The following is a 24,711-nucleotide window of genomic DNA, read 5'->3' on the forward strand; positions in this document are numbered from 1 at the left end:
GGCCGGGCGGCGCCGGGTACATCACGTGTTCAAGCGATCCCGCATGACGAGGTTGGCGAGCTCGACCCGGCCGCGGAGGCCGAGCTTGGCGAAGATCTTGCGCAGGTGGCTGTCCACGGTGTGCCGGGACAGGAAGAGCTCGCCGGCGACCTGCCGGTTGGTGAGCCCGTCGGCGACCCGCAGCGCCACGCCCCGCTCGGCCGGGGTGAGCTGATGCAGCGGCGAGCCGGGGCGGAACGACGGCTCCTCCGTGGGGGCCTTCGGCCCGCCGAGGCTGAACTCGAGCCGGCGCCGGGCGCGCTCGGCCCGGCAGTCGGTGACGATGCCGATCGCCTCGGCGGCCCAGGCACGGCCCTGCGCGGGGTCGGTGGCGCCGAGCGCGGCGTCCTCCAGTGCGGCGGCCAGGGCGAGGCGGCGCGGGGTGCGCCGGAAGCGTTCGACGGCGGCGCGCAGCAGCCACGGGTCCGCGGTGAGCACGCCCTCGGCATGGTCGGCCGCGGCGGCCAGGGACACGACGCCGGGGTTGCGCTCGGCGAGCCGGCGGGCGACGGTGACCACGAGGCGGGCACGGGCGGGGTCGTCGGCGCGGGTGGCGATGCGGACGAGGGCCGCGGCGGCCGACGGGTCCGTCGTGATGAGCACGGGCCGGTCGGGCAGGGCGTCGCACATGCCGGCGAGCGTGGCCAGGGCCGCCCCGGGGCCGGCGATCGCCTCCTGGAGCACGCCCTCGGGCCAGATGATGTCCTCGGGCGCCGCGCTGTTGCCGGCGGCCCTCCGCCGGTGCATGTGGGCCAGGTGGGCCTGCGCCTGGGGCAGGTCGCCCTGCAGCACGGCGAGCCTGATCAGCGTGCCCAGCAGCGGCACGGCGAGCGCGAACGCCGTCAGGTTGAGCGCGACGGCCACCCCGGCCTCGGCCTCGGCGACGGCGTCGTCGAGCCGGCCGCGGGCGGTGAGCAGGTTGGCGTGGTAGTAGTGCCACAGCGGCGTGGACCAGGAGGTGCCGAGCCGCTCGGACTCGCGCCGGCCGCGGCGGAAGGTCTGCTCGGCCTCGTCGAACCGATCCAGCGCGACCTGTGCGTCGCCGAGCCAGATCCGGGGGTGGCGGTGGGCGGCCTCGCCGCGGACGTTGTCGGCGATGCCGGTGGCGCGCTCGGCGTGCCCGTAGGCGTCGTCGAGGCGCCCCTGGGCCTGGGCGACGAGGCCGCGCGCGGTCAGGCCGAAGATGGAGGCGGCGTGGTCGCCGGTGTCGAGCCCGGTCGCGGTGGCGATCTCGCCGTCGTCGTCGGCGCCGGGCATGTCGCCGCAGTAGAAGCGGGCGTGGGCGCGGATGGCGTACAGCTTCGCCCGCACGGAGCCGGGCACGTTGGGGATGGCCAGGCCGCGGCCGGCGTACTCCACCGCGGTGCGGTTCTGCCCGGCGTGCTTGAACGCCTCGGCCAGGCCGTGCAGCACCGTCGCCTCGGTGCGCGGGTCGAGCCCGGCCCGCAGCGCGGTCTCGCCGAGGTCGTGCGCCTGCTCCAGCCGGCCGGCGGACGCGAGGAGCCCGACCGCGTCGGCGGCGAGGGTTACCCGGCCGGCGTCGTGCTCGCCGAGCGCGTCGAGGGCGTGCACGATCAGGTCGGCGGCGGTGCTGGGCGCGGCCGGCGCGACCTCGAGCGCCGCCTCGTGCAGGATCGTGACGGCCTCGCGGCTGCCGGAGCGGCCGGTCTTGAGCAGGTGCTCCGCGACCTCGACGGGGGAGCGGCCCTCGGCGCGGGTGATGGCCGCGGCCTGCCGGTGCAGCATGGTGGAGACCGCGTCGCCGAGCGTGCCGTAGACGGCGAGGCGGACGAGGTCGTGCACGAACGTGAGCCCGTCGCCCTCGTCGAGGAGCACGCGCGCCCCGGTCGCCTCCCTGATCTGCTTGAGCAGGGTCGCGGGGCGCACCTCCAGCAGCTGCGCGGCGGACTCGATGCTGAACGGACGGCCGAAGACCGAGGCGGCCTGCAGCAGCTCCTGGGTGTCGCTGGACAGCCCGTGCAGCATCTGGTCGACGATCGTGATGAAGCTCGAGGGCAGCTCCTCGCCGACGACGGTGCCGATGCCGTCGGCGACGACCAGTTGCCCGGTCAGGTGCAGGGTGCGGACCAGTTGTTCGACCTGCAGCGGGTTGCCGTCGCAGCCGCCGGCCAGCGCCAGCACCGTGTTGTCCACGTCGGCGCCGACGACCTGGGCGCACAGCCGGCGGACCGCGTCGTCGTCGAGGGTGCCGAGCGTGACCTGCTCGTGCCCGTCGCGGATGAGCCGTTCCATCAGCTGCTGGCCGGGGGTGCCCGAGGGCGCGGGCCGGTGCGCGAAGAGCCAGCACACCGGCGAGGAGGCCAGCGCCGGGACGAGCTCGGCCACGGCGAGGGCGGACAGCTCGTCCATCCACTGCGCGTCGTCGATCGCGATGACCAGCGGCCGCTGCGCGGCGTAGTCCTCCAGCGCGGCGCCGAGCCGCTCGATGGTGCGGTACTGCGCGTCGTCCTCCTCGCGCAGCCAGCCCATCGGGGGCTCCGGCGGCCGCAGCTGCTGCAGCGCAGAGGCGAGGGTGATCAGCGGCGCCGCGCGGTCGAGCTCGAAGGCGGCCCGGGCCGCGACCGACACCCCGCGCGCCTGCGTGCACCGGGTGGCCGCCCGCATCAGGTGCGACTTGCCGATCCCGGCCGGCCCGGTGACGATCGTGCAGCCGCCGATCCCGTCCGCCGCGCCGGAGACCGCCCTGCGCAGGACGGCGAGTTCGCTGTCGCGCCCGAAAGTGCACGTGCTCGTCAGAACGATCACCCTTGAGGTCTGGAATGGGATTGGGGTCCGCGGTGATTCTCGCGGCCATTGAAGATCGACTTCAACAGTCTTTCGGGGGACCCGGGCAAACCCTTACGGCATCGGCCGTCTCCCCGATATGCGCCTGCTCCCGGCCCGCCCGGCGGATCGGCGAGGATTTCGGCCAGCAGCCGCCGCAGAATCGCCGGACCGCGTTCGGTCATGACGGATTCGACGTGGAACTGTATTGACCGCGCTCGCGCCAAGCGCATGGCGTGCACGGCGCCGGTGTGCGCATCCCGCAATATCCCGATCCGCTCGGGCATGCCGCCACGCGCCGTTGTCACCCGAATAGTATTCACTCGATGTCCAGGCGCGTCACTCACCGCTACGAATGTGTTATAAAAGCCGACCCGTCCGAATCCGGGAATGCGACGCGGTATGCCCTGGGCCGGACGCGGCAGGCGGCGGATCGGCAGGCCGAGCTCGTCGGCGAGCACCTGGTGGCCGAGGCACACGGCGAGCATCGGCGTCCGGTCGGCCAGCAGCCGCCGGGTGATCGCGTGCAGGCCGTCGATGCGCGGATCGGCGCGGTCGCGGGGATCGCCGGGTCCGGGGCCGACGACGACCGCGTCGTAGCCGTCCCGCAGCTTCGTGTCGACGTCGACGTCCAGGCCGAGGGCCTCGGTGAGGCGGGCGAGCATCGCGGTGAAGTCGTCCTCGGCGTCGACGATCAGCACCCGGCCGGACAGCGGCGGCAGCGCCACCGGGCGCCCGAGCCAGAACGGCGACAGCCCGGCGTTGCGCCGGCGCAGCGCGCGGGGCACGGCGGGGAGGGCCGCCGGGGGTACCGCCGCCGGGGCGTCACCACCGAGGGCGGCGAGCAGCGCCGCGGCCTTGGACCGGGTCTCGGCCGCCTCCGCCGCGGGATCGGAGTGGCGCACGAGCGTGGCACCGACGCCGACGACCACGCCGCCGTCCGCGTCGATCTCGGCGGTGCGGATGATCAGCGCCGAGTCCAGCGAGCCGGGGCCGAGCAGCGCGAGCGCCCCGCCGTAGTAGCCGCGCCCGGCGCCCTCCCGGGCCGCCACGGTGCGGCAGGCGGCGGCGAGCGGGCTACCCGTCACCGTCGGCGCCGGCATGGTTCGCCGCAGCACCTCGCGCGGGCCGAGGCGGGTCGGCCCTTCGATCACGTACTCGGTGTGCGCCAGCCGCGACATCGGCCGCAGCCACGGCCCGCGCAGGCGGGCGCCGCCCTCGCAGAACCGCGCCATCGTCTTGAGCTCCTCGTCGGCCACCATGAACAGTTCCTCGGTCTCCTTGCGGTCGGCCAGGAACGCGCGCAGCCCGCGGGCGGTCGGGCCGCCGGGCGGGTAGCGGTAGGTGCCGCTGATCGGGTTCATCGCCGCGACCCCGCCGGCCAGCCGCGCCTGGCACTCCGGCGTCGCACCGACGAGCGTCGTGCCGCGGCAGTGCACCACGAACGTCCAGTAGGCGCCGCGCTCGGCGAGCAGCAGCCGCCGGAAGACCGCCAGGGCCGCGCGCCGCGAGAAGCCCGGGATCCGCGCCCGGTAGGCCCGCCGGATCACGAAGTTGGATCCGGTACCGCCGCCGATGTCCTCGGCGACCACCCGCCGTACCACGGCCTCGTACTGCGCGTCGGTGACGTCGAACGCGCCGCCGTCGATCCGCGTGGCGTCGCTGGGCAGCGCCCGCAGCGCCTCCTCGAGCGGCAGGTCCGCCCGCTCGGCGACGGCGAAGGCCAGCAGCGGCGCGCCGTCGTCCACGCACGGCAGGCCGCGCTCGGCGATCGCGCGGAAGGGCAGCGCCGCCATGACCTCGCCAGCCACGATCTCGCCCGGCTCGTCCGCCGGGTCGTCCGGCAGGTCATCCACCGGCACGCCCGTGCGCAGCTCCACCCGGCCGCCGCGGCACAGCAGCGCGAACGCCTCGGCCTCGAAGATGCGATCCAGCAACGGTTGCGTCATGCCGCCACCGTCGCAGCGCTCCCGCGCGGGCGGCCACTACCCATTGAGGTAGTGGGACGCGCACCGGCGCGCGGCTAGCGTCCGAAGCGTGGCTCACAACGACACCTTCGCCCGCCGGGTGCGGCTGGATCGGCTGTACCGCAACGGATCCGGCGGCCTGCTCGTGGTCCCGCTCGACCATCCGGTCAGCGCCGGGCCGATCATCCACAGTGGACGTCACGGCGGCCTCGACCGGCTCGTCGGCGAGCTCGCCGGCAACGGCGCCGACGCCGTGGTGCTGCACAAGGGCGCGCTGCGGCACCTGCGGGCCCGCCGGTTCCGCGACCTGTCGTTCATCGTGCACCTCAGCGCCGGCACCGGCCTGCCCGCCGACCCCGACGCCAAGGTGCTGGTGTGCACCGTCGAGGAGGCGCTGCGCCTCGGCGCCGACGCGGTCAGCGTCCACGTCAACGCAGGCTCCCCGACCGAGCCCCGGCAGCTCGCCGACCTCGGCGCCGTGGCCGGCGCCTGCGAGCGGTGGGGCGTCCCGCTGCTGGCCATGGTGTACGCCCGCGGCCCCGGCATCACCGACGGGCGCGCGCCGCGGCTCGTCGCGCACGCCGCCGCCATCGCCGCCGAGCTCGGCGCCGACCTCGTGAAGACGGCGCTGCCGCGCTCGGCCGCCGAGCTCGAGGCGGTCACCGCCGCCTGCCCGATCCCGGTGCTGGCCGCCGGCGGCGACGCCGCGGACGGACCGGCGGCGCTGGCCCACCTCGCCGACGCCATGCGCGCCGGCGCCGGGGGGATCGCCGCCGGCCGGCTCGTCTTCACCGCCGCGGACCCGGCCGCGATGCTGCGCCGCCTCTCCGCCCTCGTCCACGACCGCGCGGTCGTCCAGAGCCCGGCGCACAGCCGGTGAGAAGGGAAACCACCATGAAGCAGTGCTGGCTCGACATCCGCGCCGCCGGCGCGCTGAAGTCCGCCCTGTGCCAGGAGGCGATCCACCGCGGCTTCGACGCGATCGTCGCCGCCGACCCGGCCGACCTGGCCGGGCTGCCGCCGACCGTGACCCGGGTGCTGCTGCCCGGCCGGGACAGCGCGCAGCTGCCGGACGGGTTCGGCGACGCCGACCTCGTCGTGGTCGACCCGGCCGTGCACGGCGAGCCGGCCCACCTCGCCCAGCGCCACCCGGGCACCCGCTTCGGCGGCTACGTCGAGGTGACCGACGCCGACACCCTCGCCGCCGCCTGCGCGAGCGTGCGCCACGACCCGTGCACGGTCCTGCGCTTCACCGACCCGACGAACATCCCGCTGGAGATCGTCCTCGCCGCGGCGGCCGACGCGCACGGGCTCATCATCACCACCGTCGAGCGGGCCGACGACGCCCCCGTGCACCTCGGCGTGCTCGAGCACGGCCCGGACGGGCTGATGCTGGCGCCCGGCGCGCCCGGCGAGGCGGGCCGGCTCAAGGACGCCGTCGAACGCCGCTCGCCGGACCTGGAGCTGACCGAGCTCACCGTCGCCGCCGTCACGCACGCCGGCATGGGGGAGCGCGCCTGCGTCGACACCTGCACCTACCTGGCCGAGGACGAGGGGATCCTGGTCGGGTCACGCTCCCGCGGGCTCGTGCTGTGCGTCAGCGAGACGCATCCGCTGCCCTACATGCCGACCCGGCCGTTCCGGGTCAACGCCGGCGCCATCATGTCGTACACGCTCGCCGACGCCGAGCACACGCGGTACCTCAGCGAGCTGCGGGCGGGCGGCACCGTGCTCGCCGTCGGGGCGGACGGCCGCACCCGGCCGGCGGTCGTCGGGCGGGTGAAGATCGAGACCCGGCCGCTGCTGTCGATCGACGCCGTCGCCGAGAGCGGCGAGCGGGTCAACGTGATCGTGCAGGACGACTGGCACGTGCGGATCCTCGGGCCGGGCGGCGCGGTGCTGAACTCGACCGAGCTGCGCCCCGGCGACCGCATCCTGGGCCACCTCCCGCAGCGCGACCGGCACGTCGGCTACCCCATCGACGAACTGTGCTACGAGCGGTGAAGCTCTTCGACTTCCACGCGCGCCTGCCCGCAGGCGGCGCGGCCGACCTGCTCGCGGCGATGGACGCCGCCGGCATCGACCACGCGGCGGTGTGCGCCGGGGGACTGGTCGACCTCGACCGGCTGTCGGAGCAGATCGTCGACGGCGGACGCAGCGAGGCGCGGGCCGGCAACGAGGAGGTCCGCCGGGCGTGCACCGCGTCCGGCGGCCGGCTCGTGCCCTTCTTCTTCGCCGACCCGCGCCGCGACGTCGCCGCATACCGCGCGGCGGCGTCGCGGTACCGGGGCCTGGAGATCTCCCCGGCGGTGCACGGCTTCCGGCTCGACGAACCCGGCGTCGACGCGCTCGCCTCGCTCGCCGCCGGCGCCGGCCACCCGGTGTACGTCGTGTGCCTGGGCCGCCCCGGCACCCGCACCGAGGACCTCGTCGCCCTCGCCGCGCGTCACCCCGCCGTCACCTTCGTGTCCGGCCACTGCGGACACACCGGCCTCGACGCGGCCGGCCTGCACCGGATCGCGGCGCGGCCCAACATCGCCGTGGAGCTCTCCGGCTGCTTCACCGCGGTCGCCCGCCTCGCGGTGCGCCGCCTCGGCGCCGGCCGGGTGCTGTTCGGCACCGAACATCCGCTGCAGCACCCGGCCGTCGAGGTCGCCAAGCTGCACGCCCTCGGCCTCGCGCCGGACGACCTCGCGCTGGTCGCGGCCGGAAACGCGCGGCGCCTGCTCGACTTGGAGGATCGTTGAAACTCCCGCAGATCGGGGACTGGACCGACTACGCCGGCCTCGCCCGGCTCCAGCAGGACCGGCTGCCGGCGGTGCTCGCCGCGGCCGAGCGCTCGCCGTTCTACCGGGAGCGGGGCGTCGGGCCGCTGCCGGAGCAGCCGCTGACCACCAAGCAGGACCTGCGCGACGCGTACCCGTTCGGGATGCTCGCCACCGGCCGCGCGGACCTGGCCACCTACCACGAGTCCAGCGGCAGCAGCGGGGATGCGACCGCGTCGTACTACACCGAGGCCGACTGGACCGACCTCGCCGAGCGCTTCGCCCGCAAGTGGGTCGGCATCACCGCCGCCGACACCATGATGGTGCGCACCCCCTACGCGCTGATGATCACCGGTCATCTCGCCCACGCGGCGGCCCGCCGGCACGGCGCCACCGTCGTGCCCGCCGACAACCGCTCGCTGGCCACGCCGTACTCCCGGGTCGTCCGGCTGCTGCACGACCTCGGCGTCACGCTGACCTGGTCGCTGCCCACGGACACGCTGCTGTGGGCGGCCGCCGCCCGGGTCGCCGGCTACCGCGACTTCCCGTCCCTGCGCGCCCTGTTCGTCGGCGGCGAGCCGCTCGGCGCCGCCCGCAAGGCGCGCATCGGCCGCGTCTGGGGCGTCCCCGTCGTGGAGGAGTACGGCGCCACCGAGACGGGCAGCCTCGCCGGCGAGTGCCGGCACGGCACCATGCACCTGTGGGCCGACCGGGCCGTGTTCGAGGTGCAGGACCCGGCCACCGGCGAGCTGACCCCGGCCGGGCGGGGCCGGCTCGTCGTCACGCCGCTGTTCCGCGAGGCGATGCCCCTGCTGCGCTACGCCATCGAGGACGAGGTCGAGGTGTCGTACGCGCAGTGCCCCTGCGGCTGGCACCTGCCCGCCGTGCGGGTGCTGGGCCGCACCGCCTTCGCCGCCGGGGACCTCACCCAGCTCGGCCTGGAGGAGCTCGTCTTCGGGCTGCCCGACGAATACGGGGTGTGGTTCTGGCGGGCCCGCGCCGACGGCGACCGGCTGCGGGTGCAGATCGAGGTCGCCGACCGCTGGCGCGCCGACGCCGCGGGCGCGCTCACCGCCGCGATCCGGGACGCGTACCCGGGCATCGACGCGCACGTCGCCCCCGTACCGGCCGGTGGCCTGGTCCCTTTCGGGCTGCTGACCGCGCGGGCCGAGGTGATGAAGCCGCGCGGCTTGTTCGCCGCCGGTGAGGACTGGGACACCGCCCTGCGGTACTACTAGGAACGGAGAACCTCGATGGCACAGCCGCGTGTCGCGGTCGCCGGTGCGGGCGTCGGCGGCCTCACCACCGCGCTCGCGCTCGCCGCCAGGGGCGTGCGCTGCACCGTGTTCGAGCGCTCCGCGCGCCTCGCCGCGGACGGCTTCGGCATCCAGCTCCCGCCCAACGCGACCCGCGTGCTCCTCGGGCTCGGCCTCGGCCCGGCCCTGGACGCGGTCTCGCTGCGCCCGGCCGCGCGCGAGGTGCGGCGCTGGTCCGACGGCGCCCTGCTGGGCCGGGTCCCGCTCGGCGACGCGGCGGTGGCCCGCTACGGCGCCCCCTACCTCGCGCTGCGCCGCGCCGACCTGGTCCGGGTCCTGCACGACGCCGCCGAGCCGGGCACCGTCCGTTTCGGCGCGCGCTGCACCGCCGCGACCCCGGACGGCGCGCTGCGCCTGGCCGACGGTTCCGTCCACGAGGCGGACGCCGTCGTCGGCGCGGACGGCCTGCACTCGGTCGTACGGGCCGCGCTGCGCCGCGACGAGCCACGCCGTACCGGCTACACCGCCTACCGCGCCGTGCTGCCGATCACCGACCCGATCGCCGGCGCGGTACCGGTGGTCACCGTCTGGCTGGGCCCGGGCCGGCACGTGGTCGCCTACCCGGTGCCCGGCGGCCTCAACCTCGTTGCCGTCACCGCCGGGCGCCTCGAGGGCGCCATCGACGACTGGCACGGCCCGGTGCGCGACCTGGTCCGCGCGGCCGGCCCGGCGACGGGGCACGCGCTGTTCGCCGGGCCCGCGCTGCCCGTCTGGCACCGCGGCCGGCTGGCCGTGCTCGGCGACGCGGCGCACGCGATGCCGCCCTTCCTCGCCGAGGGCGCCGCCCAGGCCATCGAGGACGCGGCCGCCCTGGCCGACGCCGGCCCGGGCAGCCCGGACGGCCTGGCGCGGTACGAGGCGCGGCGCCGGCCCCGGGCCGAGCGCGTCGCGGCGGCGAGCGCGGCCGGCGGGATCGAGCACCACCTGCCCGACGGCGCGCGGCAGCGCCGCCGGGACGAACGGATCGCGGCCCGCGGGCTGCCCGAGCAGGATTGGCTCTTCACATGCTGCCACTGATGCCCACCATCGAGCCCTACCCGATGCCCGAACCCCCGCGTGACGGCCCCGCGCCGTGGCGCGTCGACCCGCGCCGGTGCGTGCTGCTGGTGCACGACATGCAGCGGTACTTCGTGGACCGCTTCCCGCCCGATCGCTCCCCGGGCAAGGAACTGCTCGCCAACGTCGCCGCGCTGCGCTCCGCGTGCGCGGCCCGCGGGGTGCCGGTGCGGTACACGGCGCAGCCCGGGCGGATGACCCGGGCGGAGCGCGGCCTGCTGCACGACGTGTGGGGGCCGGGCATGACCGACGACGAGGACAGCCGCGGGATCGTCGCCGCCGTGGCGCCGGGCCCGCACGACGCGGTGGTGACGAAGTACCGCTACAGCGCCTTCCACCGCACGCCTCTGGCCGCGATGCTCGCCGCGCTCGGCCGCGACCAGCTCGTCGTGTGCGGGGTCTTCGCGCACCTGGGCTGCCTGCTGACCGCCGGCGACGCCTACGCGCACGACATCGAGCCGTTCCTCGTCGCCGACGCGGTCGCCGACTTCACCGCGGCCGACCACGCGATGGCTCTGGACTTCGCGTCGCGCAGCTGCGCGGTCACGCCGACCACCGCGCGGGTCCTGGCCTGGCTGGAGGCCTGATCAGCGCGCGGCCCGGGCCAGCGAGGCCAGCTCGACCCGCGAGACGATGCCGAGCTTGTGGAAGATCCGGCGCAGGTGGTAGTTGACCGTGTGCCGGGAGCGGCCGATCCGGGTCGCGATCTGCTGGTTGGTCAGCGCCCGGCCGACCAGGCGGGCGATCCGCAGCTCCTGCTCCGTGAGCGACGCCCAGCCCGCCGCGCCGGCCGGCCGCCCGTCGTGCCCGGCACCCGGCGTGGCCGGGGTCGCCCACGGTGTGGCGAGCTCCGCGCGCAGGGCCGTCGCGGCGGGCCGGCACAGCGACGCCGCCACCGCGGCGTGGACCAGGTCGTGGCCGAACACCAGGCGGTCGTCCACGCTGACCAGCAGGCCCGAGTCGATCGCCTCGTCCAGGGCCGGCAGCAGCTGGGCCGTGCCGCAGCGCATCAGCCGCGCCAGCTCCAGCACGCCGAACCGCGGGCCGATCGCCGAGGCCACCTGCAACATCCGGCGGGTGGGGGAGGACAGCGCGGCCAGCCGTGCCGCGACCGAGTTCTGCGAGTGCATACCGACGATGGTGGTGCGGGCCGGCCCGGGAGATCGGCTACAAGTAGGGGGTTTCCGGGTCCAGTTCGGCCAGCGCCCGCAGGCCGGCCGGATCCAGGATGGTCAGGCGGCGGTACCCGGTGCTGAGCAGGCCCTGGCGGCGCAGCTCGTGGATGGCCTTCTGCACGGTCGCCTGCGCGATCGCGATCATCGTGGCGAGCTCGGGCTGGCTGAGCGGCACCCCGATCTCGACGGCCCCGCCGGCGACCGGCCGGCCGCACAGCTCCGCGACCTCGACCAGCAGGCGGGCGAGGCGGACGTGCGCCGGGTAGACGGCGAAGTCGGTCCGGCGGCGGTTGGCCCAGCGCAGCTGGTCGGCGACGGACGCGGTCACCCGCGCGGCGGCGACCGGGTGGCGATGCAGGAACGCCTCGAACGCGGCCCGGCCGAGCACGCCCGCGGTGACCCGTCCGCACGCGGTCACCGTGGCGTTGCGCGGCGCGCCGGTCAGGGCACCGACCTCGCCGACGAGCTCGCCCGGCGCGCGGATGCCCAGCAGCGTCTCGAAGCCGTCGACCGACGTGGTCACCTTGACGAACCCGCTGATGAGCAGCTCCAGGTGGGTGTCGACGTCGCCCTCGCGCAGCACCACCCGGCCGGGGGAGAACTGGCGCTGGACGCTCAGGCCGACCAGCTCCTTCGCGGTCGCCCCGGGCAGGCTGCCCAGGAACGTTCGGGGGCTCCAGGTCATCGGGTCAGTCTGACGGCTGCGGCCGCGCGGAGTTGTCCCTCTCCGCGAAAGACCTGGTGGTCATGACGATCGATGTGCCGCGAGAGGCTTGCACAGACGCGTGCAAGTATTTCTTTCTTTCGGTCAATATCTTGCGCCATGATGTCGGGCAAGTTACGGTTCCGTCGACCCTGGAGCCGCCGTCAACCTCCGGAGTCCCGCCGTCATCCCCCGCCCTCTCGGGAGCAGTCATGTCCGCACGCCGGCTGACCGCCGTACTCCTACCACCCCTCCTCGCGCTCGGCGCCGCCGTCGCGCTCGCCCACCCCGCCGTCGCCGACGTGACCACGGTGTCCGTCGACAACCTGCGCACGGGCTGGGACCCGAACGAGCCCGCGCTCGGGCCGTCCGCCGTCTCCGCCGCCGACTTCGGGCAGCTCTTCGCCACCAACCTCGACGGGCAGATCTACGCCCAGCCGATCGTCGCGGCCGGCACCCTCATCGCCGCCACCGAGAACAACTGGATCTACGGGCTCAACCCCCAGACCGGCGCGATCGTCTGGTCGCGCAACGTCGGTCCGGCCTGGCCCGCCTCGGCCATCGGCTGCGGCGATCTCGTACCGAACATCGGCATCACGAGCACGCCGGTCTACGACCCGGCGACCCAGTCGCTGTTCTTCACCGCGAAGGTCAACGACGGCCCCGACGCCAACCGGCCGCACTTCTACATGCACTCGATCAACCCGGCGACCGGCGCCGAGCGGGCCGGCTGGCCGGTGACGATCCAGGGCTCGCCGACCAACGACCCGGGGACCACGTTCAACCCGAAGACCGCCGCCCAGCGGCCCGGGCTCCTGCTGCTCGACGGCGTCGTGTACGCCGGGTTCGCCAGCCACTGCGACTACGGCCCGTACGTCGGGTACGTCGCCGGCGTCAAGACCACCACGCCCGCCATGTCGACCCTGTGGTCCACCGAGGCCGGCCGCTCGACCGGCATGGGCGGCATCTGGCAGTCCGGCGGCGGCCTGGTCTCCGACGGGCCCGGCCGGATCATCGTGTCCACGGGCAACGGCGTCTCCCCGGCGCCCGGCCCCGGCAACAACCCGCCCGGAACCCTCGCCGAGTCCGTGATCCGGCTGCAGGTGGGCGGCGACGGCTCGCTGAGCGCCAAGGACTTCTTCAGCCCGGCCAACAACGGCAAGCTCGACCAGGACGACACCGACTTCGGCTCCGGAGGGCCGGTCGCACTGCCCGCGTCGTTCGGCACCCCGGCGCACCCGCGCCTGCTCGTGCAGACCGGCAAGGACGGCCGGGTGTTCCTGCTCGACCGCGACAACCTCGGCGGCATGGGGCAGGGGCCGGGCGGCTCCGACGGGACGCTCGTCCCGCCGGCCGGGCCGTACAACGGCGTCTGGGGCCACCCCGCGGTGTGGGGCGGCGACGGCGGCTACGTCTACCAGGTCGAGAACCAGGGCTTCCTGCGCGCCTTCAAGTACGGCGTGAACGGCGCCGGCCTGCCGGTCCTCACCTCGGCGGCGACCAGCTCGTCGACGTTCGGCTACACCTCGGGCTCGCCGGTGGTGACCTCCAGCGGCACCACGTCCGGGTCCGCGATCGTCTGGGTCGTCTACAGCGACGGCGCCCGCGGCGCCAACGGCCAGCTGCGGGCCTACGACGCGCTGCCCGTCGGCGGCCAGCTGAAACTGCGCTACTCGGCGCCGATCGGCACCGCGACGAAGTTCGTCGTGCCCGCCACCGACGGCGGGCGCGTCTACGTCGGCAACCGCGACGGGCGCATCTTCGGCTTCGGCCGGCCCACCACCGCCGCGCTGAACGCGTCGCCGACCGACTTCGGCAACGTCGCCGTCGGCAGCACCGCCAACTCGACGGTGACCGTGACCGCGACCCGCGCCGTGCGCATCACCGCCGTCACCGCCGCCGCCCCGTTCGGCGTCACCGCGCCCGCGCTGCCGGTCAGCCTCAACACCGGCCAGACCCTCGCCGTGCCGGTGCGCTTCAGCCCGGCCGGGCCCGGCGGGGCCGCGGGCAGCCTCACCTTCACCACCGACGCCGGCAACGTCGCGTTCGACCTGCACGGCAACGGCACCCAGCCCGGGCTCGGCGCCACGCCCTCGGCGCTGTCGTTCGGGACCGTGCCGACCGGGGCGAGCAAGACGCTCGGCGTGAGCATCGCCAACACCGGCACCAGCCCGGTGACGATCACCGGCGCCACGGCCCCGGCGGCGCCGTTCAGCGTGACCGGCCTGCCCGCGAACGGGACCACGATCGCGGCCGGCGCCTCGGTCTCGGTCTCGGTGAAGTACACGCCGACCGTGGCGGGCAACCAGAACGGCTCGCTCGTCGTCGCCAGCAACGCCGGTTCGGTGACGGTGCCCGTCAGCGGCACCGCCGTCACCGGTGCCGCGCGCCTGACGATCACCCCCAACCCGGTCTCGTTCGGTTCCGTGCCGATCGGCACCACCGCGACCCAGACCTTCTCCATCGCCAACACCGGCAACATCACGCTGACGCTCACCAAGGCGGCCCCGCCGGTCGGCGCGTTCAACACCAGCACCCCGGTCTCCGAGGGCCAGCAGCTCTCGCCCGGCGACGTCATCCACCAGACCGTCACCTTCACGCCCACCACGCAGGGCGCGCAGTCCGCCATCTACTCCATCACCGGCGACGACGGGCAGGGCGCGGTGGCCGTCCAGCTGACCGGCACCGGCGTGCCGCCCACGAACAACACCAACCTGGCGGCCGGCAAGGCCGCGACGGCGCAGTCGACGCAGGGCGGCTTCCCGGCCGGCAACGTCACCGACGCCGACCCGAACTCCTACTGGGAGAGCGCCAACAACGCGTTCCCGCAGTGGATCCAGGTCGACCTCGGCGCGTCCGCGAGCGTCGGCAAGGTGACCCTCCGGCTGCCGCCGCAGGCCTCGTGGACGACCCGCCGGCAGACGCTGTCGGTGCTGTCCAGTGTGGACGGAAACGCGTGGACGACCACCGTCGGCGCCACCGACTACGTCTTCGACCCGGCCACCGGCAACATCGTGAACATCGCCTTCCCGTCGGTCACCGCCCGCTACGTCCGGCTGAGCATCACCGCGAACACCGGCTGGCCGGCCGGGCAGCTGTCCTCCTTCGAGGTGTACGGCACGAGCGGCGGCACGGCCACCCTGGCGCTCAGCACCAACCGGCTGACGTTCGAGGACACCACCGTCAACACCAACAGCGACTGGGAGATCGTCACGGTCACCAACACCGGCACCGCGCCGGCGACCGTGCAGTCCGTCACCGCCTCCGGTGACTTCACCGTCACCACCACGTGCGGCAGCTCGATCGCGCCGGGCGCCAACTGCACGGCCACGGTCACGTTCCACCCGAGCGCGACCGGGGCGCGGACGGGGACGCTGAGCATCCGCAGTACCGCGTCCAACGCGGAGGCCACCGTGGCCCTCTCCGGCACCGGCCTGCCGGCCGCCGGGACCAACCTGGCGCTGCAGCACCCGACGACGCAGTCGTCGAACACGCAGGGCTACACCTCGGCCAACGTCGTCGACGGCAACGCGAACTCCTACTGGGAGAGCGCCAACAACGCGTTCCCGCAGTGGATCCAGGTCGACCTCGGCGCCAACCAGCAGGTCGGCCGGGTGGTGCTCAAGCTCCCGCCGGCCGCGGCGTGGGCGGCCCGCACGCAGACCGTCAGCGTCACCAACGCCACCACCGGCGCGGTGCTCGTGCCCGCCCGGGCCAGCACCTTCGACCCGGCGACGGGCAACACCGTGACGCTCACCTTCGCCGCGGCGAGCGTGCGCAACCTGCGGATCACCTTCACCGCCAACACCGGCTGGCCCGCCGGGCAGCTGTCGGAGCTGGAGGTGTACTCGGCCTGACGATCATCCCCGGGTGGTGGCCGTCCGGCCACCACCCGGCGGGTGAGGGTGTGTCACCCGCGCCGAGGACACTCTGGTTTGGTGCGTCGCTCGAGAATCGCGGTCCTGCTGGCCGCCGGGCTGCTCGCCGGATGCTCCTCGGCGCCGGCCGGGGCCTCCGGACGGGAGCTGCCGCGGACCGACCCCGTCGACCCCACCGACTTCCACCACGGCGCCACCGACCCGTCCGCGGCCGCGGACGACCTGGTGTCGGTCTCCACGATCGCCACGCATCTCGACGTGCCGTGGGGGCTGTCGTTCCTGCCCGACGGCAACGCGCTCGTCACCGAGCGGGCCACGCAGCTCATCAAGCGGGTCACCCCGAAGGGGCAGGTCACGACGGTCGCCCGCATCACGCAGGCCGTCTCCGACAACGAGGGCGGGCTGCTGGGCATCGCGGTGTCCCCGTCGTACAAGACGGACCACACGGTCTACATCTACTACACCACGCGGGACGACAACCGGGTCGCCCGCCTGCGCCTCGACGGGCGCTCGAAGCCGCGGCCGATCGTCACCGGCATCCCGAAGAGCGGCATCCACGACGGCGGCCGGCTCATGTTCGGCCCCGACGGCTACCTCTACGCCAGCACCGGCGAGGCCTCGCACACCGACGCGGCGCAGGACCTCAACAATCTCGGCGGCAAGATCCTGCGGATGACCACCGACGGCAAGCCCCCGCCCGGCAACCCGTTCCCGCACTCCCTCGTGTGGTCCTACGGGCACCGCAACCCGGAGGGGATGGCGTGGGCCGCGGACGGCACGATGTACGAGTCCGAGATCGGCCAGGCGGTCTGGGACGAGCTGAACGTCATCCGCCCCGGCGCCAACTACGGCTGGCCGCGGATCGAGGGGATCGGCCAGACCCCAGGATACGTCGACCCGATCGTGGCCTGGCACCCGGAGGTGGGCGTCAGCTCCGGCGTGGCGGTGGTGGGCAGCACCGCCGTCGTGACGTGCCTGCGGGGCCAGCGCATCTATCTCGTACCGCTGGGCAAGCCCCCCGTCCCCGCCGGCAGCCGCCCGCCGGCCATCGCTCCGCCGGACCCGACCGCGAGCGTGCGGTGGCGGCCGGACGCCGACGTGGCCGGGCGCCCGCGGGAGGCGCTGTTCGAGCGCTACGGCCGGCTGCGCACCGCGCTCGCCGCCCCTGACGGCAGCATCTGGATGACCACGTCGAACCGGGACGGGCGCAGACCCGGCGGCCCCCAGCCCGCCGACGACCGCATCCTGCGCCTGACCCTGCACAACCGGTGAGTCCGGACGCCGGCGGCGCCCGGACTCACCGCTCACTACGGGTCAGCGCAGGTACGGGCCGTCCGCGCCGACCTTGCCGGGGGCCGGGTTGCCGGGCAGGGACAGCACGTACGCGCGCAGGTCACCCTTCGCGTTCACCGTCGCGGTCAGCGTCCCGTTGGTCACCACCTTGATGTCGCCGGTCACGGCGTCGGTGTAGGTGCCGTTCGGGATGCCGGTGAACGTCGCCGACGCCGAGATCGTCACGAGGACGAAGCTGTCGACGGAGCCGGCGGTGTACCGCCGCTTGAACGCGATCTGACTCCCGCTCACGCCGGCCGTGGAGTACTGCCCCATCTGCAGCGCCGGGACCGCGCGGCGGATCTGGTTGAGCCGCTGCAGGTGCTTCACGAGGGGCTGGTTCAGCGTCGAGGCCACGGCGCCCGAGGCGCTCGACACCACGCCGTAGTCCGAGGCTACGACGGTGCCGGTGATACGGTCGCCGAAGTAGGCCCGGCCCGTCGTGGCGAGCGGGCAGGAGGGGCCGCAGTCGATCTGCTTGCCCGCCTGGAACTCGACCTCCGAACCGTAGTACAGCACCGGCACCCCGCGGAACGTCCACATCAGCGCCATGTTCTCGGCCCAGGCGTCGGTGCCGCCGGCATACCGCTCGAGGCTCTTGTTCGGGCCGTAGTCGTGCGAGTCGACGTAGACGGCGTTGTAGGTGGCGTCGTTGGTCGAGTCGTCGGAGTCGGCGCCGTTGCGGAACGCGTTTCCGGCGTCGCCGAAGTTCATGTGCATCCGCATGTCGATGATGTTCATGCCGGAGAACTTGCTGCGGTCCGGCGTGTGGTAGTCGTTGCCCACGAGGAAGGCGTTGGTGCTCGTCGGCTGGTTGCCGGGGCCCAGCTGCTCCTCGTAGTTGTACTGGTCCAGCGCGGCCTGCACGTCGTCGTCCACATAGGATTTGCGCTCCTGCCACGTGTAGAACTGCGCGGAGTGGTTGACCGAGCCGCGGTTCCACTTGTCGTTGACGAACGCCGCGACCTCGCCGAAGACGTAGAAGTCCTTGGCCTTCGCCGCGCCGTACTTCTGCACCAGGCGCTGCTGCAGCGCGGGCAGGAAGCGGCGGTTCCACGTCACGCGCGGGATGTGCACGGCGGTGTCCACGCGGAAGCCGTCCACGCCCATGTCGATGTAGGAGTTGTACGCGTTGATGAGGTACTGCTGGACGACCGGGTTCTCGGTGTTGAAGTCGGCGAGGTCGTCGGCGAGCCAGCAGGAGCGGGCGTCCTCGCCCTCCCAGTTGCCGATCCAGCACTGGTGGTAGAGGTTGGCGGGGAACATCTTCGCCGTCGGGCTCGGCCACTGGCAGCTGTGGATGGTGTAGCCCTCCGGGCTGTACTGCCCGTTGGGCAGGCCGTAGTTCGGGCAGGTGTTGCCCGGCGGCGCCGTGCTCGACCACAGGTCGCCGTTGTACGCGCGGCCCAGCGAGTTCTCCCGCATCGGGTCGTACACGGCGCCGGGCACCTTCTCGCTGTACATCCAGTCCCACTGCCCGTCGCGCGCGCCCCACACGGTCGGCACGAACAGGCCCTTGGCGCCCCACCGGGAGCTGTGGTTGTACACCACGTCCTGGTAGATCTTCAGGCCCTTGGCGTGCGCGGCGTTGATGAGGTCCTGGTACGTCGCGCCCGGGGACTCCAGCCGCGGGTCGACGCGGTAGAAGTCCCAGCCGTGGTACCCGTGGAAGTCGTAGTCGGACCGGTTGAGGATCACCGGGGTGATCCAGATCGCGGAGAACCCGAGGCCCTTGATGTAGTCGAGCCGGTCGACGAGCCCCTTGAAGTCGCCACGGAACATCGGGTCGTTGTTGGCCGCGTTGCCGGAGCGCACGTGCTGGTTGCCGCCGCGGTTGTTGGACGTGTCACCGTCGTAGAACCGCGCGGTGAGCACGAAGTAGATGCTGTCCTTGCGCGGGTCGCCGCCGAGCATCGTCCCGCCCGGCGGCAGCGGCGGCGCGTCGCCGGTCGTGACGCTCACCGCGGCGCTGGCCGCCGAGAGGTTTCCGGCCGCGTCGACGGCGCGCACCGTGTACGAGTAGGTCGTGCGCGGCGCCAGGCTGCCGTCGATGTAGGAGTTGTAGGCGCTGGTGAGCACGTTCCCGCCGGGGTTGCGGATGATCTGGTACCCGGTGACGCCGCGGTCGTCGCTCGACGCCTTCCAGGAGAGGTTGACCGTGACGTGGTCCACGGTGGCGGTCACGTTCGTGGGCACGGTCGGCGGCGTGGTGTCCGGCGGCACGGCCGTGCACGGGTCGGTCGCGTTCCCGGTCGCGGTACCGCCGCTGACCCGCGTCGTCCCGGCGCCGATGCGGTAGTTGGAGCCGCGGTTGTTGTCCCACACCCCGGAGCCGTTGTTGAACACCGCCTGCATCCCGGTGGCGGCGCCCAGCTGGACGGTCCGCTTCACCCAGCCGGCGCAGGCGGTCTCGTTCATCGGCACGCCCGGCACTGCCGTCCACGCCTCGCCGTCGGGCGCGTAGTGGATGTTCACCGTGGTCCAGTTCGTGCCGGTGGTGGCGTAGAACACCGTCGCGGTGTTCCCGGTCGGCGGCGAGGACGGCGGCGGGCCGGCGCACGGATCCGTGGTACCGATGGATCCGTTGCTGATGGCGACGGTACCGGCGCCGACCGAATAGTTCGCGCCCGAATGGTTGTCCCAGACGCCGGAGCCGTTGTTGAACGTCAGCTGGGCGCCGTTCGCGGAGCCGAGGTCGAGCGTCTTCGTGTACCAGCCGGCGCAGCTCGCCGCCGACATGGCGACGCCCGGCACGTTGGTCCAGGCGCCGCCGTTGGGCGCCCAGTGGACGTTCACGGTGCTCCAGCCGCTGGGCGGCCGGTAGAACACCGTCAGCGTGTTGCCGGTGGCCGCGAGGGCGCGGGCCGGCAGCAGCGCGGCGAGCAGGGACAGGACGAGGATCAGGATCTGTCTACGTCGGGGCATGGCGGGGTGCTCCTTGACTCATCGAGACGGTGGCGGCCGTTCGTGACACAAGGCGTTGCAACGCGTGGTGGAAGAGTGCTGGCACCCATTCACTCTTGTCAAGCTCCTTGCAGGAATTCCCCCAGTTCGGCGCTTTTCAGCGCGGCTGAACTGCGTAAACTCTCTGGAAGAGCAGCAAGTTCTTGCAAAGATCAACTCGTGGGTGTGCCGTGATCGCGGTGCGAGGTCGCGCTATTGCGCGGGGGTGACCGGCTCCGCCGGCCGGTACGACTCCCCGTGGGAGTCCGCGCAGTGCGGGTCCTCCCGGCTCGCCATCCGCCCGGCGCCGGCGTGGTCGACCTGCAGCGTGCTGTGCGTGATGCGGTACTCCAGGCGCAGCAGCCCCTCGATCGCGGCCCGCACGGCGTGGCAGTCGCGCCCCTCGGCCACCAGCACGTGTGCCGACAGCGCCGGCTCGCCCGAGGTGATCTGCCAGACGTGCAGGTCGTGCACCTCGACGACGTCCCGCACGCCCGCCAGCCGCGCGCCGAGCGCGGGCGGGTCGATGCCGCTCGGCGCCGCCTCCAGGAAGATCCGCCCGGAGGCCCGCACCAGCCGCAGCCCCGCCCGCACCATCAGCGCGACCACCAGCAGCGTCGCGATCGCGTCCGCACGGGTGAACCCGGTGAGGATCATGACCAGCCCGGCTGCCGCGGTCGCCACGAACGCGAACAGGTCGTTGAGAATGTGCTGGAACGCGCCCTCGATGTTCAGGCTCGTGCGGTTGGCCCGGCTCAGCGCCCACACCGCCGCGAAGTTCACCCCGATGCCGGCCACCGCGGTCACCAGCACCGGCAACCCGGCGACCTGCGGCGGTTCGACGAGCCGCCGCACCGCCTCGACGGCGAGCACCGCCCCGAGAATGAGCATGGTGATCCCGTTGGCCTGCGCCGAGAGGATCTCCGCCCGCTTCAGCCCGAAGGTGTACCCCCCTCTCGGCGGCCGGGCGGCCAGCCGCATCGCGATCAGCGCCAGCACGATGGCGCCGGCGTCGGTGAGCATGTGGGCCGCGTCCGAGAGCAGCGCGAGCGACCGGGCCAGGAGCCCGACGACCACCTCGCCGATCATGTACGCGGCGATCAGCCCGAGCGCGACGGTGAGCCACCGCCGATCGGCGTCGCGCGACACCCCGTGGTGATGCCCATCCGCGCCGTGCCCGTGGCCGTGCTCGCCATGCTCACCGTGCTCCTGCACCTGCGCGGGGTGGTGCCGGTGCTCGTCATGGTGGTGGTCGGTCACTGTTCAAGCCTCTCCTACCGGCACGACCGAGCTCGCGGATGCTGGCAGCATATTTCGTGAAATGCCCGATAATCTTGGCAAGTCGCATTTCCGGCGCCGCGCGGCCAGACGCCGCTACGAGGCCGGCGGCCTCAATGCTGCAGCGTGCCGGCCAGCAGGCCCCGCATGAAGAAGCGGCCGAGCAGGACGTAGATGGCCAGCGTCGGCAGGCTCACCAGCAGGGCGCCGGCCATCGCCTGGCCGAACGGGACGGACTGGCCGCCGGCCACGTTGTTCAGGGCGATCGTCACCGGCCACGAGTCGCGGCTGGTCATCATCGCGCCGAACATGAAGTCGTTCCACGAGGACGTGAACTGCCAGATGACGGCCACGGCGAAGGCCGGTTTCGACAGCGGCAGCGCCAGATCCACCCACGTCCGCAGCACCCCGGCGCCGTCCAGGCGGGCCGACTCCAGCAGGGCGTCGGGCATCGACACGAAGTGGTTGCGGAAGATCAGGGTGGTGATCGGCAGGCCGTAGATGATGTGGATGAGCATGAGGCCGAGCAGGCCGCCGGTCGCGTCGCCCGCGCCGCGCAGGCCGACGGCGGTCATGGTCTGCGAGACCGGGATGATGACGGCCTGGTACGGCACGAAGATGCCGAACAGGATCAGCGGGAAGATCGCGTTGGAGAACGGGAAGCGGAACTTCGACAGCACGAACCCGTTGGCGCAGCCCAGCAGGGCCGAGACGAGGCTGGCCGGGATCGACAGCGCGACCGAGTTGCGAAAGCCCGAGGACAGCTTCGGCAGCACCGCCCCGAAGTTGTCGAAGGAGAGGCTGGTCGGCAGCTCCCAGATGCGGGTCACGCCGACGTCGGCCGGGTTCTTGAACGCCGTCACGACGATCACGTAGACCGGCATCAGGAAGAACGCCGCCAGCCCCCAGAGGATGAGGTACCGCACGATCGTGCGCACCGGACCGGGACGCGGCGCGTGCGACTGGCCGGACGCGGGCGGTGCGGGCAGCGTGGGCGGCCTGGGCGGCACGCCCTGGGAGAGATTCCGCCGTGGGACGGGGGCGGTGGCGCGGACCATCTGACGACTCACCGCCGTTCCGTGCGCAGGCTGTACCAGACATATGGGCCGACCACGAGCGCCACCCCGATGAGCAGGACCGTGGCGATCGTGGCGCCGCGGTCGTAGAAGCCGCCGTCGAACGTGGTGAACCACATGTACAGCGACGGCGTGTCGATGCGCAGGTTGCCCTGGTCCAGCGCGTACAGCAGGTCGAAGGTCTTCAGCGAGATGTGCACCATGATGAGCAGCGCGCTGAACGTCACCGGGCGCAGCGCGGGCCGCACGATGTACCAGAAGATCTGGACCTCGCTCGCGCCGTCCATCCGCGCGGACTCGCGCAGCGTCTCGTTCACGCCGCGCATCCCGGCCAGGAACAGCGCCATGACATAGCCGGACAGCGCCCAGCCGGCCGGCAGGGCCACGGCGGAGATCGCCCAGATCGAGTCCGACTTGTGCCAGTCGCTGCGCAGGAAGCCCAGCCCGACGACGGTGAGGAGCTTGTTGATGCCGGCGGTGTCGGCGCCGGAGCCGTTGTCCAGCAGCCACCGCCACACGATCGCGGTCGCGATGAACGAGATGGCCATCGGGAACAGGTACACGCCGCGCAGGAAGGCCTCGCCGCGCACGCCACGGTCCAGCAGCATCGCCATGAGGAACCCGAGCAGCATCGCGCCCGCGACGAACACGAGCGTGAAGATGACCAGGTTGCGGACGTCGGCGCGGAAGCGCTCGTCGCGCAGCAGCGCCGTGTAGTTGGACAGGCCCACGAAGTGGTACTTCGGGGAGAGCCCCCGCCAGTTCGTGAACGACACGCGCACGTTCCAGCCCAGGAACCCGTACACGAACACGCCGATGAGGATCAGCGACGGGGAGACCAGCACCAGGCCGGGCAGCCAGCGCGGGCCGCGCTGCTTGCGTGGCCGGCGCTGTGGCGGCACGAACGCCGGCCGGGCCGGCTCCGAGGAGTGGCGCGCCACGTGGGCGGCCGGGCCGGATCGATCAACCGAGGTCACTGCGTCTCCCGGAACTGCTGCTCGACGGTCCGGGCGAACCTGCCCTGGTCGCCGTGCTGCACGAACAGGCCGAGCGCCGAGTCGATCTCGGCGTTGTACGCGTTGTTCGCCACCACGCCGTGGGTCAGCGAGCCGACGATGCGGGTGTTGGGGTCGCGCCACTGCCGCAGCGCCCAGCCGAGGTAGCCCTTGTAGAGTCCGGCGTCGGCGTCGGTGCGCGCCGGTATGGAGCCCTTCAGCGGGTTGAACAGGTTCTGCCCGGCGGCCGACCCGCACTCCACCAGCCACTTGCGGGCCAGGTCGGGGCGGCGCGCGCCGGTCGGCAGGGTGAAGGAGTCGGAGAGGAAGTCGTAGACGCCCTCGGTGCCCGGCGACGCGGCGACGTTGTAGTCGGTCTCCCACCGCAGCTTCTTGGACTGCTCCAGGTAGGAGGAGGACCAGTCGCCCATGACCGCGTAGACGGCGGAGCCGGAGAGGACCTTGTCGAGCTGCGGCTGCCAGTCGCCGGCGGCGGACTTGACGTCGGAGACGCCCAGAACCTTCGCGAACGTGCCGAGCGCGGCGGTCACGTCCGGCGACAGCCAGCTGATCCCGCCGTTGAAGAGCCGCTCGTACTTGTCCGCGCCGAGTTCGCCGAGCAGTACCGTCTCCAGCAGGTGCTTCTGCGACCACTCCGGGCCGACCGCGAGAGGGGTCCTGCCCTTCGCCTTGATAGCGTCGGCCTGCTGCAGGAACTCCGCCCAGGTCTTCGGCGGCCCGGGGAGCCCGAGATCCTTCAGGGTCCTGGGGCTGTACCACATGAGGTTGGCCCGGTGGATGTTCACCGGCACCGCATAGATCCTGCCGTCGATGGTCAGGTTGTCCACGAGCCCCTTCGGGAACACCTTCGTCCAGCCCTGCTGGTGGTACAGCTCGGTGAGATCCTGGACCTTGCCGGAGCGCACGTCGTCGAGCAGTTCGAGGCCGGCGTGGCGCTGGTAGGAGTCCGGCGGGTCGTTCGCCAGCAGCCGGCTGGCGAGGATCGCCTTGGCGTTGGAGCCCGCGCCGCCGGAGACGGCGGCGTTGACGAACCGCACGCCCGGGTTGGCGCCCTCGAAGGCCTTGGCCATGGCGGCCAGGCCGTCCTCCTCACCCGGGCCGGTCCACCAGGAGTACACCTCGAGCTGATTGTTGCCGGCACCGCGCACGGTGAACATCGACAGCCCGGCGAGCACGGAGACGACCAGGATCGCCAAGATCGCCAAGCGACCCTTCCACACGCCAATCCTCCTGGCATCAGGACGCGGCGCGGCGACTCCATCCGGCGGGGCGGCGCACGCATGTCTGGAGGACCGTATTGCGCATACATACCGTTTGGTGATTGAACCTTAGGTCGTGACCGAGCGTCGATCGGCCACTTACACCCGACGAATGGATGACCTT

At 73.2% G+C, this 24,711-nt stretch carries 16 protein-coding genes and 1 pseudogene; 8 read left to right on the top strand and 9 right to left on the bottom strand.

The window, feature by feature from the left end:
- Window positions 1-21 precede the first annotated feature (21 nt).
- Both ABT297_RS14965 and ABT297_RS14970 read right to left on the bottom strand, forming a co-directional pair.
- Window positions 22-2,805, bottom strand: a complete 2,784-nt coding sequence (locus ABT297_RS14965; protein ID WP_350549045.1) for a helix-turn-helix transcriptional regulator — start codon at window positions 2,803-2,805, stop codon at window positions 22-24.
- Window positions 2,802-4,772, bottom strand: coding sequence for an anthranilate synthase family protein (locus ABT297_RS14970; RefSeq protein WP_350549047.1), 1,971 nt, complete (start codon window positions 4,770-4,772; stop codon window positions 2,802-2,804). Before ABT297_RS14970 ends, ABT297_RS14965 begins: the two co-directional genes overlap by 4 nt.
- A gap of 88 nt (window positions 4,773-4,860) precedes the next feature.
- On the opposite strand from ABT297_RS14970, the gene ABT297_RS14975 reads away from it, so the two are divergent.
- Genes ABT297_RS14975 through ABT297_RS15000 form a run of 6 tightly spaced genes read left to right on the top strand, consistent with a single transcriptional unit; the run spans window position 4,861 to window position 10,514 of the window.
- Entirely contained in the window at window positions 4,861-5,670 is an 810-nt protein-coding gene (locus ABT297_RS14975; RefSeq protein WP_350549049.1) for a 2-amino-3,7-dideoxy-D-threo-hept-6-ulosonate synthase, read from the top strand.
- A 14-nt stretch (window positions 5,671-5,684) separates the two neighbouring features.
- The gene (locus ABT297_RS14980; protein WP_350549051.1) at window positions 5,685-6,794 is read left to right on the top strand and encodes a 3-dehydroquinate synthase II family protein; all 1,110 of its coding nucleotides are present in this window, start codon (window positions 5,685-5,687) and stop codon (window positions 6,792-6,794) included.
- The gene (locus ABT297_RS14985) at window positions 6,791-7,537 is read left to right on the top strand and encodes an amidohydrolase family protein (protein WP_350549053.1); all 747 of its coding nucleotides are present in this window, start codon (window positions 6,791-6,793) and stop codon (window positions 7,535-7,537) included. The genes ABT297_RS14980 and ABT297_RS14985 overlap by 4 nt, the downstream gene beginning before the upstream one ends.
- The gene (locus tag ABT297_RS14990) at window positions 7,534-8,793 is read left to right on the top strand and encodes a phenylacetate--CoA ligase family protein (protein WP_350549055.1); all 1,260 of its coding nucleotides are present in this window, start codon (window positions 7,534-7,536) and stop codon (window positions 8,791-8,793) included. The genes ABT297_RS14985 and ABT297_RS14990 overlap by 4 nt, the downstream gene beginning before the upstream one ends.
- Before the next feature lie 15 nt (window positions 8,794-8,808).
- Window positions 8,809-9,888, top strand: a complete 1,080-nt coding sequence (locus tag ABT297_RS14995; RefSeq protein WP_350549057.1) for an FAD-dependent monooxygenase — start codon at window positions 8,809-8,811, stop codon at window positions 9,886-9,888.
- A complete protein-coding gene (locus ABT297_RS15000) occupies window positions 9,888-10,514 on the top strand; it encodes an isochorismatase family protein (protein ID WP_350549059.1) in 627 nt (208 codons plus the stop codon). The genes ABT297_RS14995 and ABT297_RS15000 overlap by 1 nt, the downstream gene beginning before the upstream one ends.
- Here the strand turns inward: ABT297_RS15000 and ABT297_RS15005 are convergent, their stop codons facing one another.
- Together ABT297_RS15005 and ABT297_RS15010 are read right to left on the bottom strand one after the other, a co-directional pair.
- Entirely contained in the window at window positions 10,515-11,057 is a 543-nt protein-coding gene (locus tag ABT297_RS15005; protein WP_350549061.1) for a helix-turn-helix transcriptional regulator, read from the bottom strand. It lies immediately after the preceding gene.
- A 37-nt stretch (window positions 11,058-11,094) separates the two neighbouring features.
- A complete protein-coding gene (locus ABT297_RS15010; protein ID WP_350549063.1) occupies window positions 11,095-11,787 on the bottom strand; it encodes a Crp/Fnr family transcriptional regulator in 693 nt (230 codons plus the stop codon).
- A 230-nt stretch (window positions 11,788-12,017) separates the two neighbouring features.
- On the opposite strand from ABT297_RS15010, the gene ABT297_RS15015 reads away from it, so the two are divergent.
- Both ABT297_RS15015 and ABT297_RS15020 read left to right on the top strand, forming a co-directional pair.
- A complete protein-coding gene (locus ABT297_RS15015) occupies window positions 12,018-15,662 on the top strand; it encodes a choice-of-anchor D domain-containing protein (protein ID WP_350549065.1) in 3,645 nt (1,214 codons plus the stop codon).
- 78 nt (window positions 15,663-15,740) lie between these two features.
- Window positions 15,741-16,968: pseudogene (locus tag ABT297_RS15020) on the top strand (PQQ-dependent sugar dehydrogenase); the annotation flags it as partial.
- 29 nt (window positions 16,969-16,997) lie between these two features.
- Here the strand turns inward: ABT297_RS15020 and ABT297_RS15025 are convergent.
- The 5 genes from ABT297_RS15025 to ABT297_RS15045 form a co-directional block, all read right to left on the bottom strand.
- On the bottom strand, window positions 16,998-19,940 hold the full coding sequence (locus ABT297_RS15025) for a carbohydrate binding domain-containing protein (protein WP_350549069.1): 2,943 nt from the start codon (window positions 19,938-19,940) through the stop codon (window positions 16,998-17,000).
- A 231-nt stretch (window positions 19,941-20,171) separates the two neighbouring features.
- Entirely contained in the window at window positions 20,172-21,218 is a 1,047-nt protein-coding gene (locus ABT297_RS15030; protein ID WP_350549071.1) for a cation diffusion facilitator family transporter, read from the bottom strand.
- A 131-nt stretch (window positions 21,219-21,349) separates the two neighbouring features.
- Window positions 21,350-22,306 (bottom strand): carbohydrate ABC transporter permease, encoded by a 957-nt coding sequence (locus tag ABT297_RS15035; RefSeq protein WP_350549073.1) that lies wholly within the window; start codon window positions 22,304-22,306, stop codon window positions 21,350-21,352.
- A complete protein-coding gene (locus ABT297_RS15040) occupies window positions 22,303-23,289 on the bottom strand; it encodes a carbohydrate ABC transporter permease (RefSeq protein WP_350549075.1) in 987 nt (328 codons plus the stop codon). Before ABT297_RS15040 ends, ABT297_RS15035 begins: the two co-directional genes overlap by 4 nt.
- The gene (locus ABT297_RS15045; protein ID WP_350549077.1) at window positions 23,286-24,548 is read right to left on the bottom strand and encodes an ABC transporter substrate-binding protein; all 1,263 of its coding nucleotides are present in this window, start codon (window positions 24,546-24,548) and stop codon (window positions 23,286-23,288) included. Before ABT297_RS15045 ends, ABT297_RS15040 begins: the two co-directional genes overlap by 4 nt.
- Between the last annotated feature and the right edge of the window lie 163 nt (window positions 24,549-24,711).

The sequence above is a fragment of the Dactylosporangium sp. NPDC000555 genome (assembly GCF_040300025.1).
GTDB lineage: Bacteria > Actinomycetota > Actinomycetes > Mycobacteriales > Micromonosporaceae > Dactylosporangium.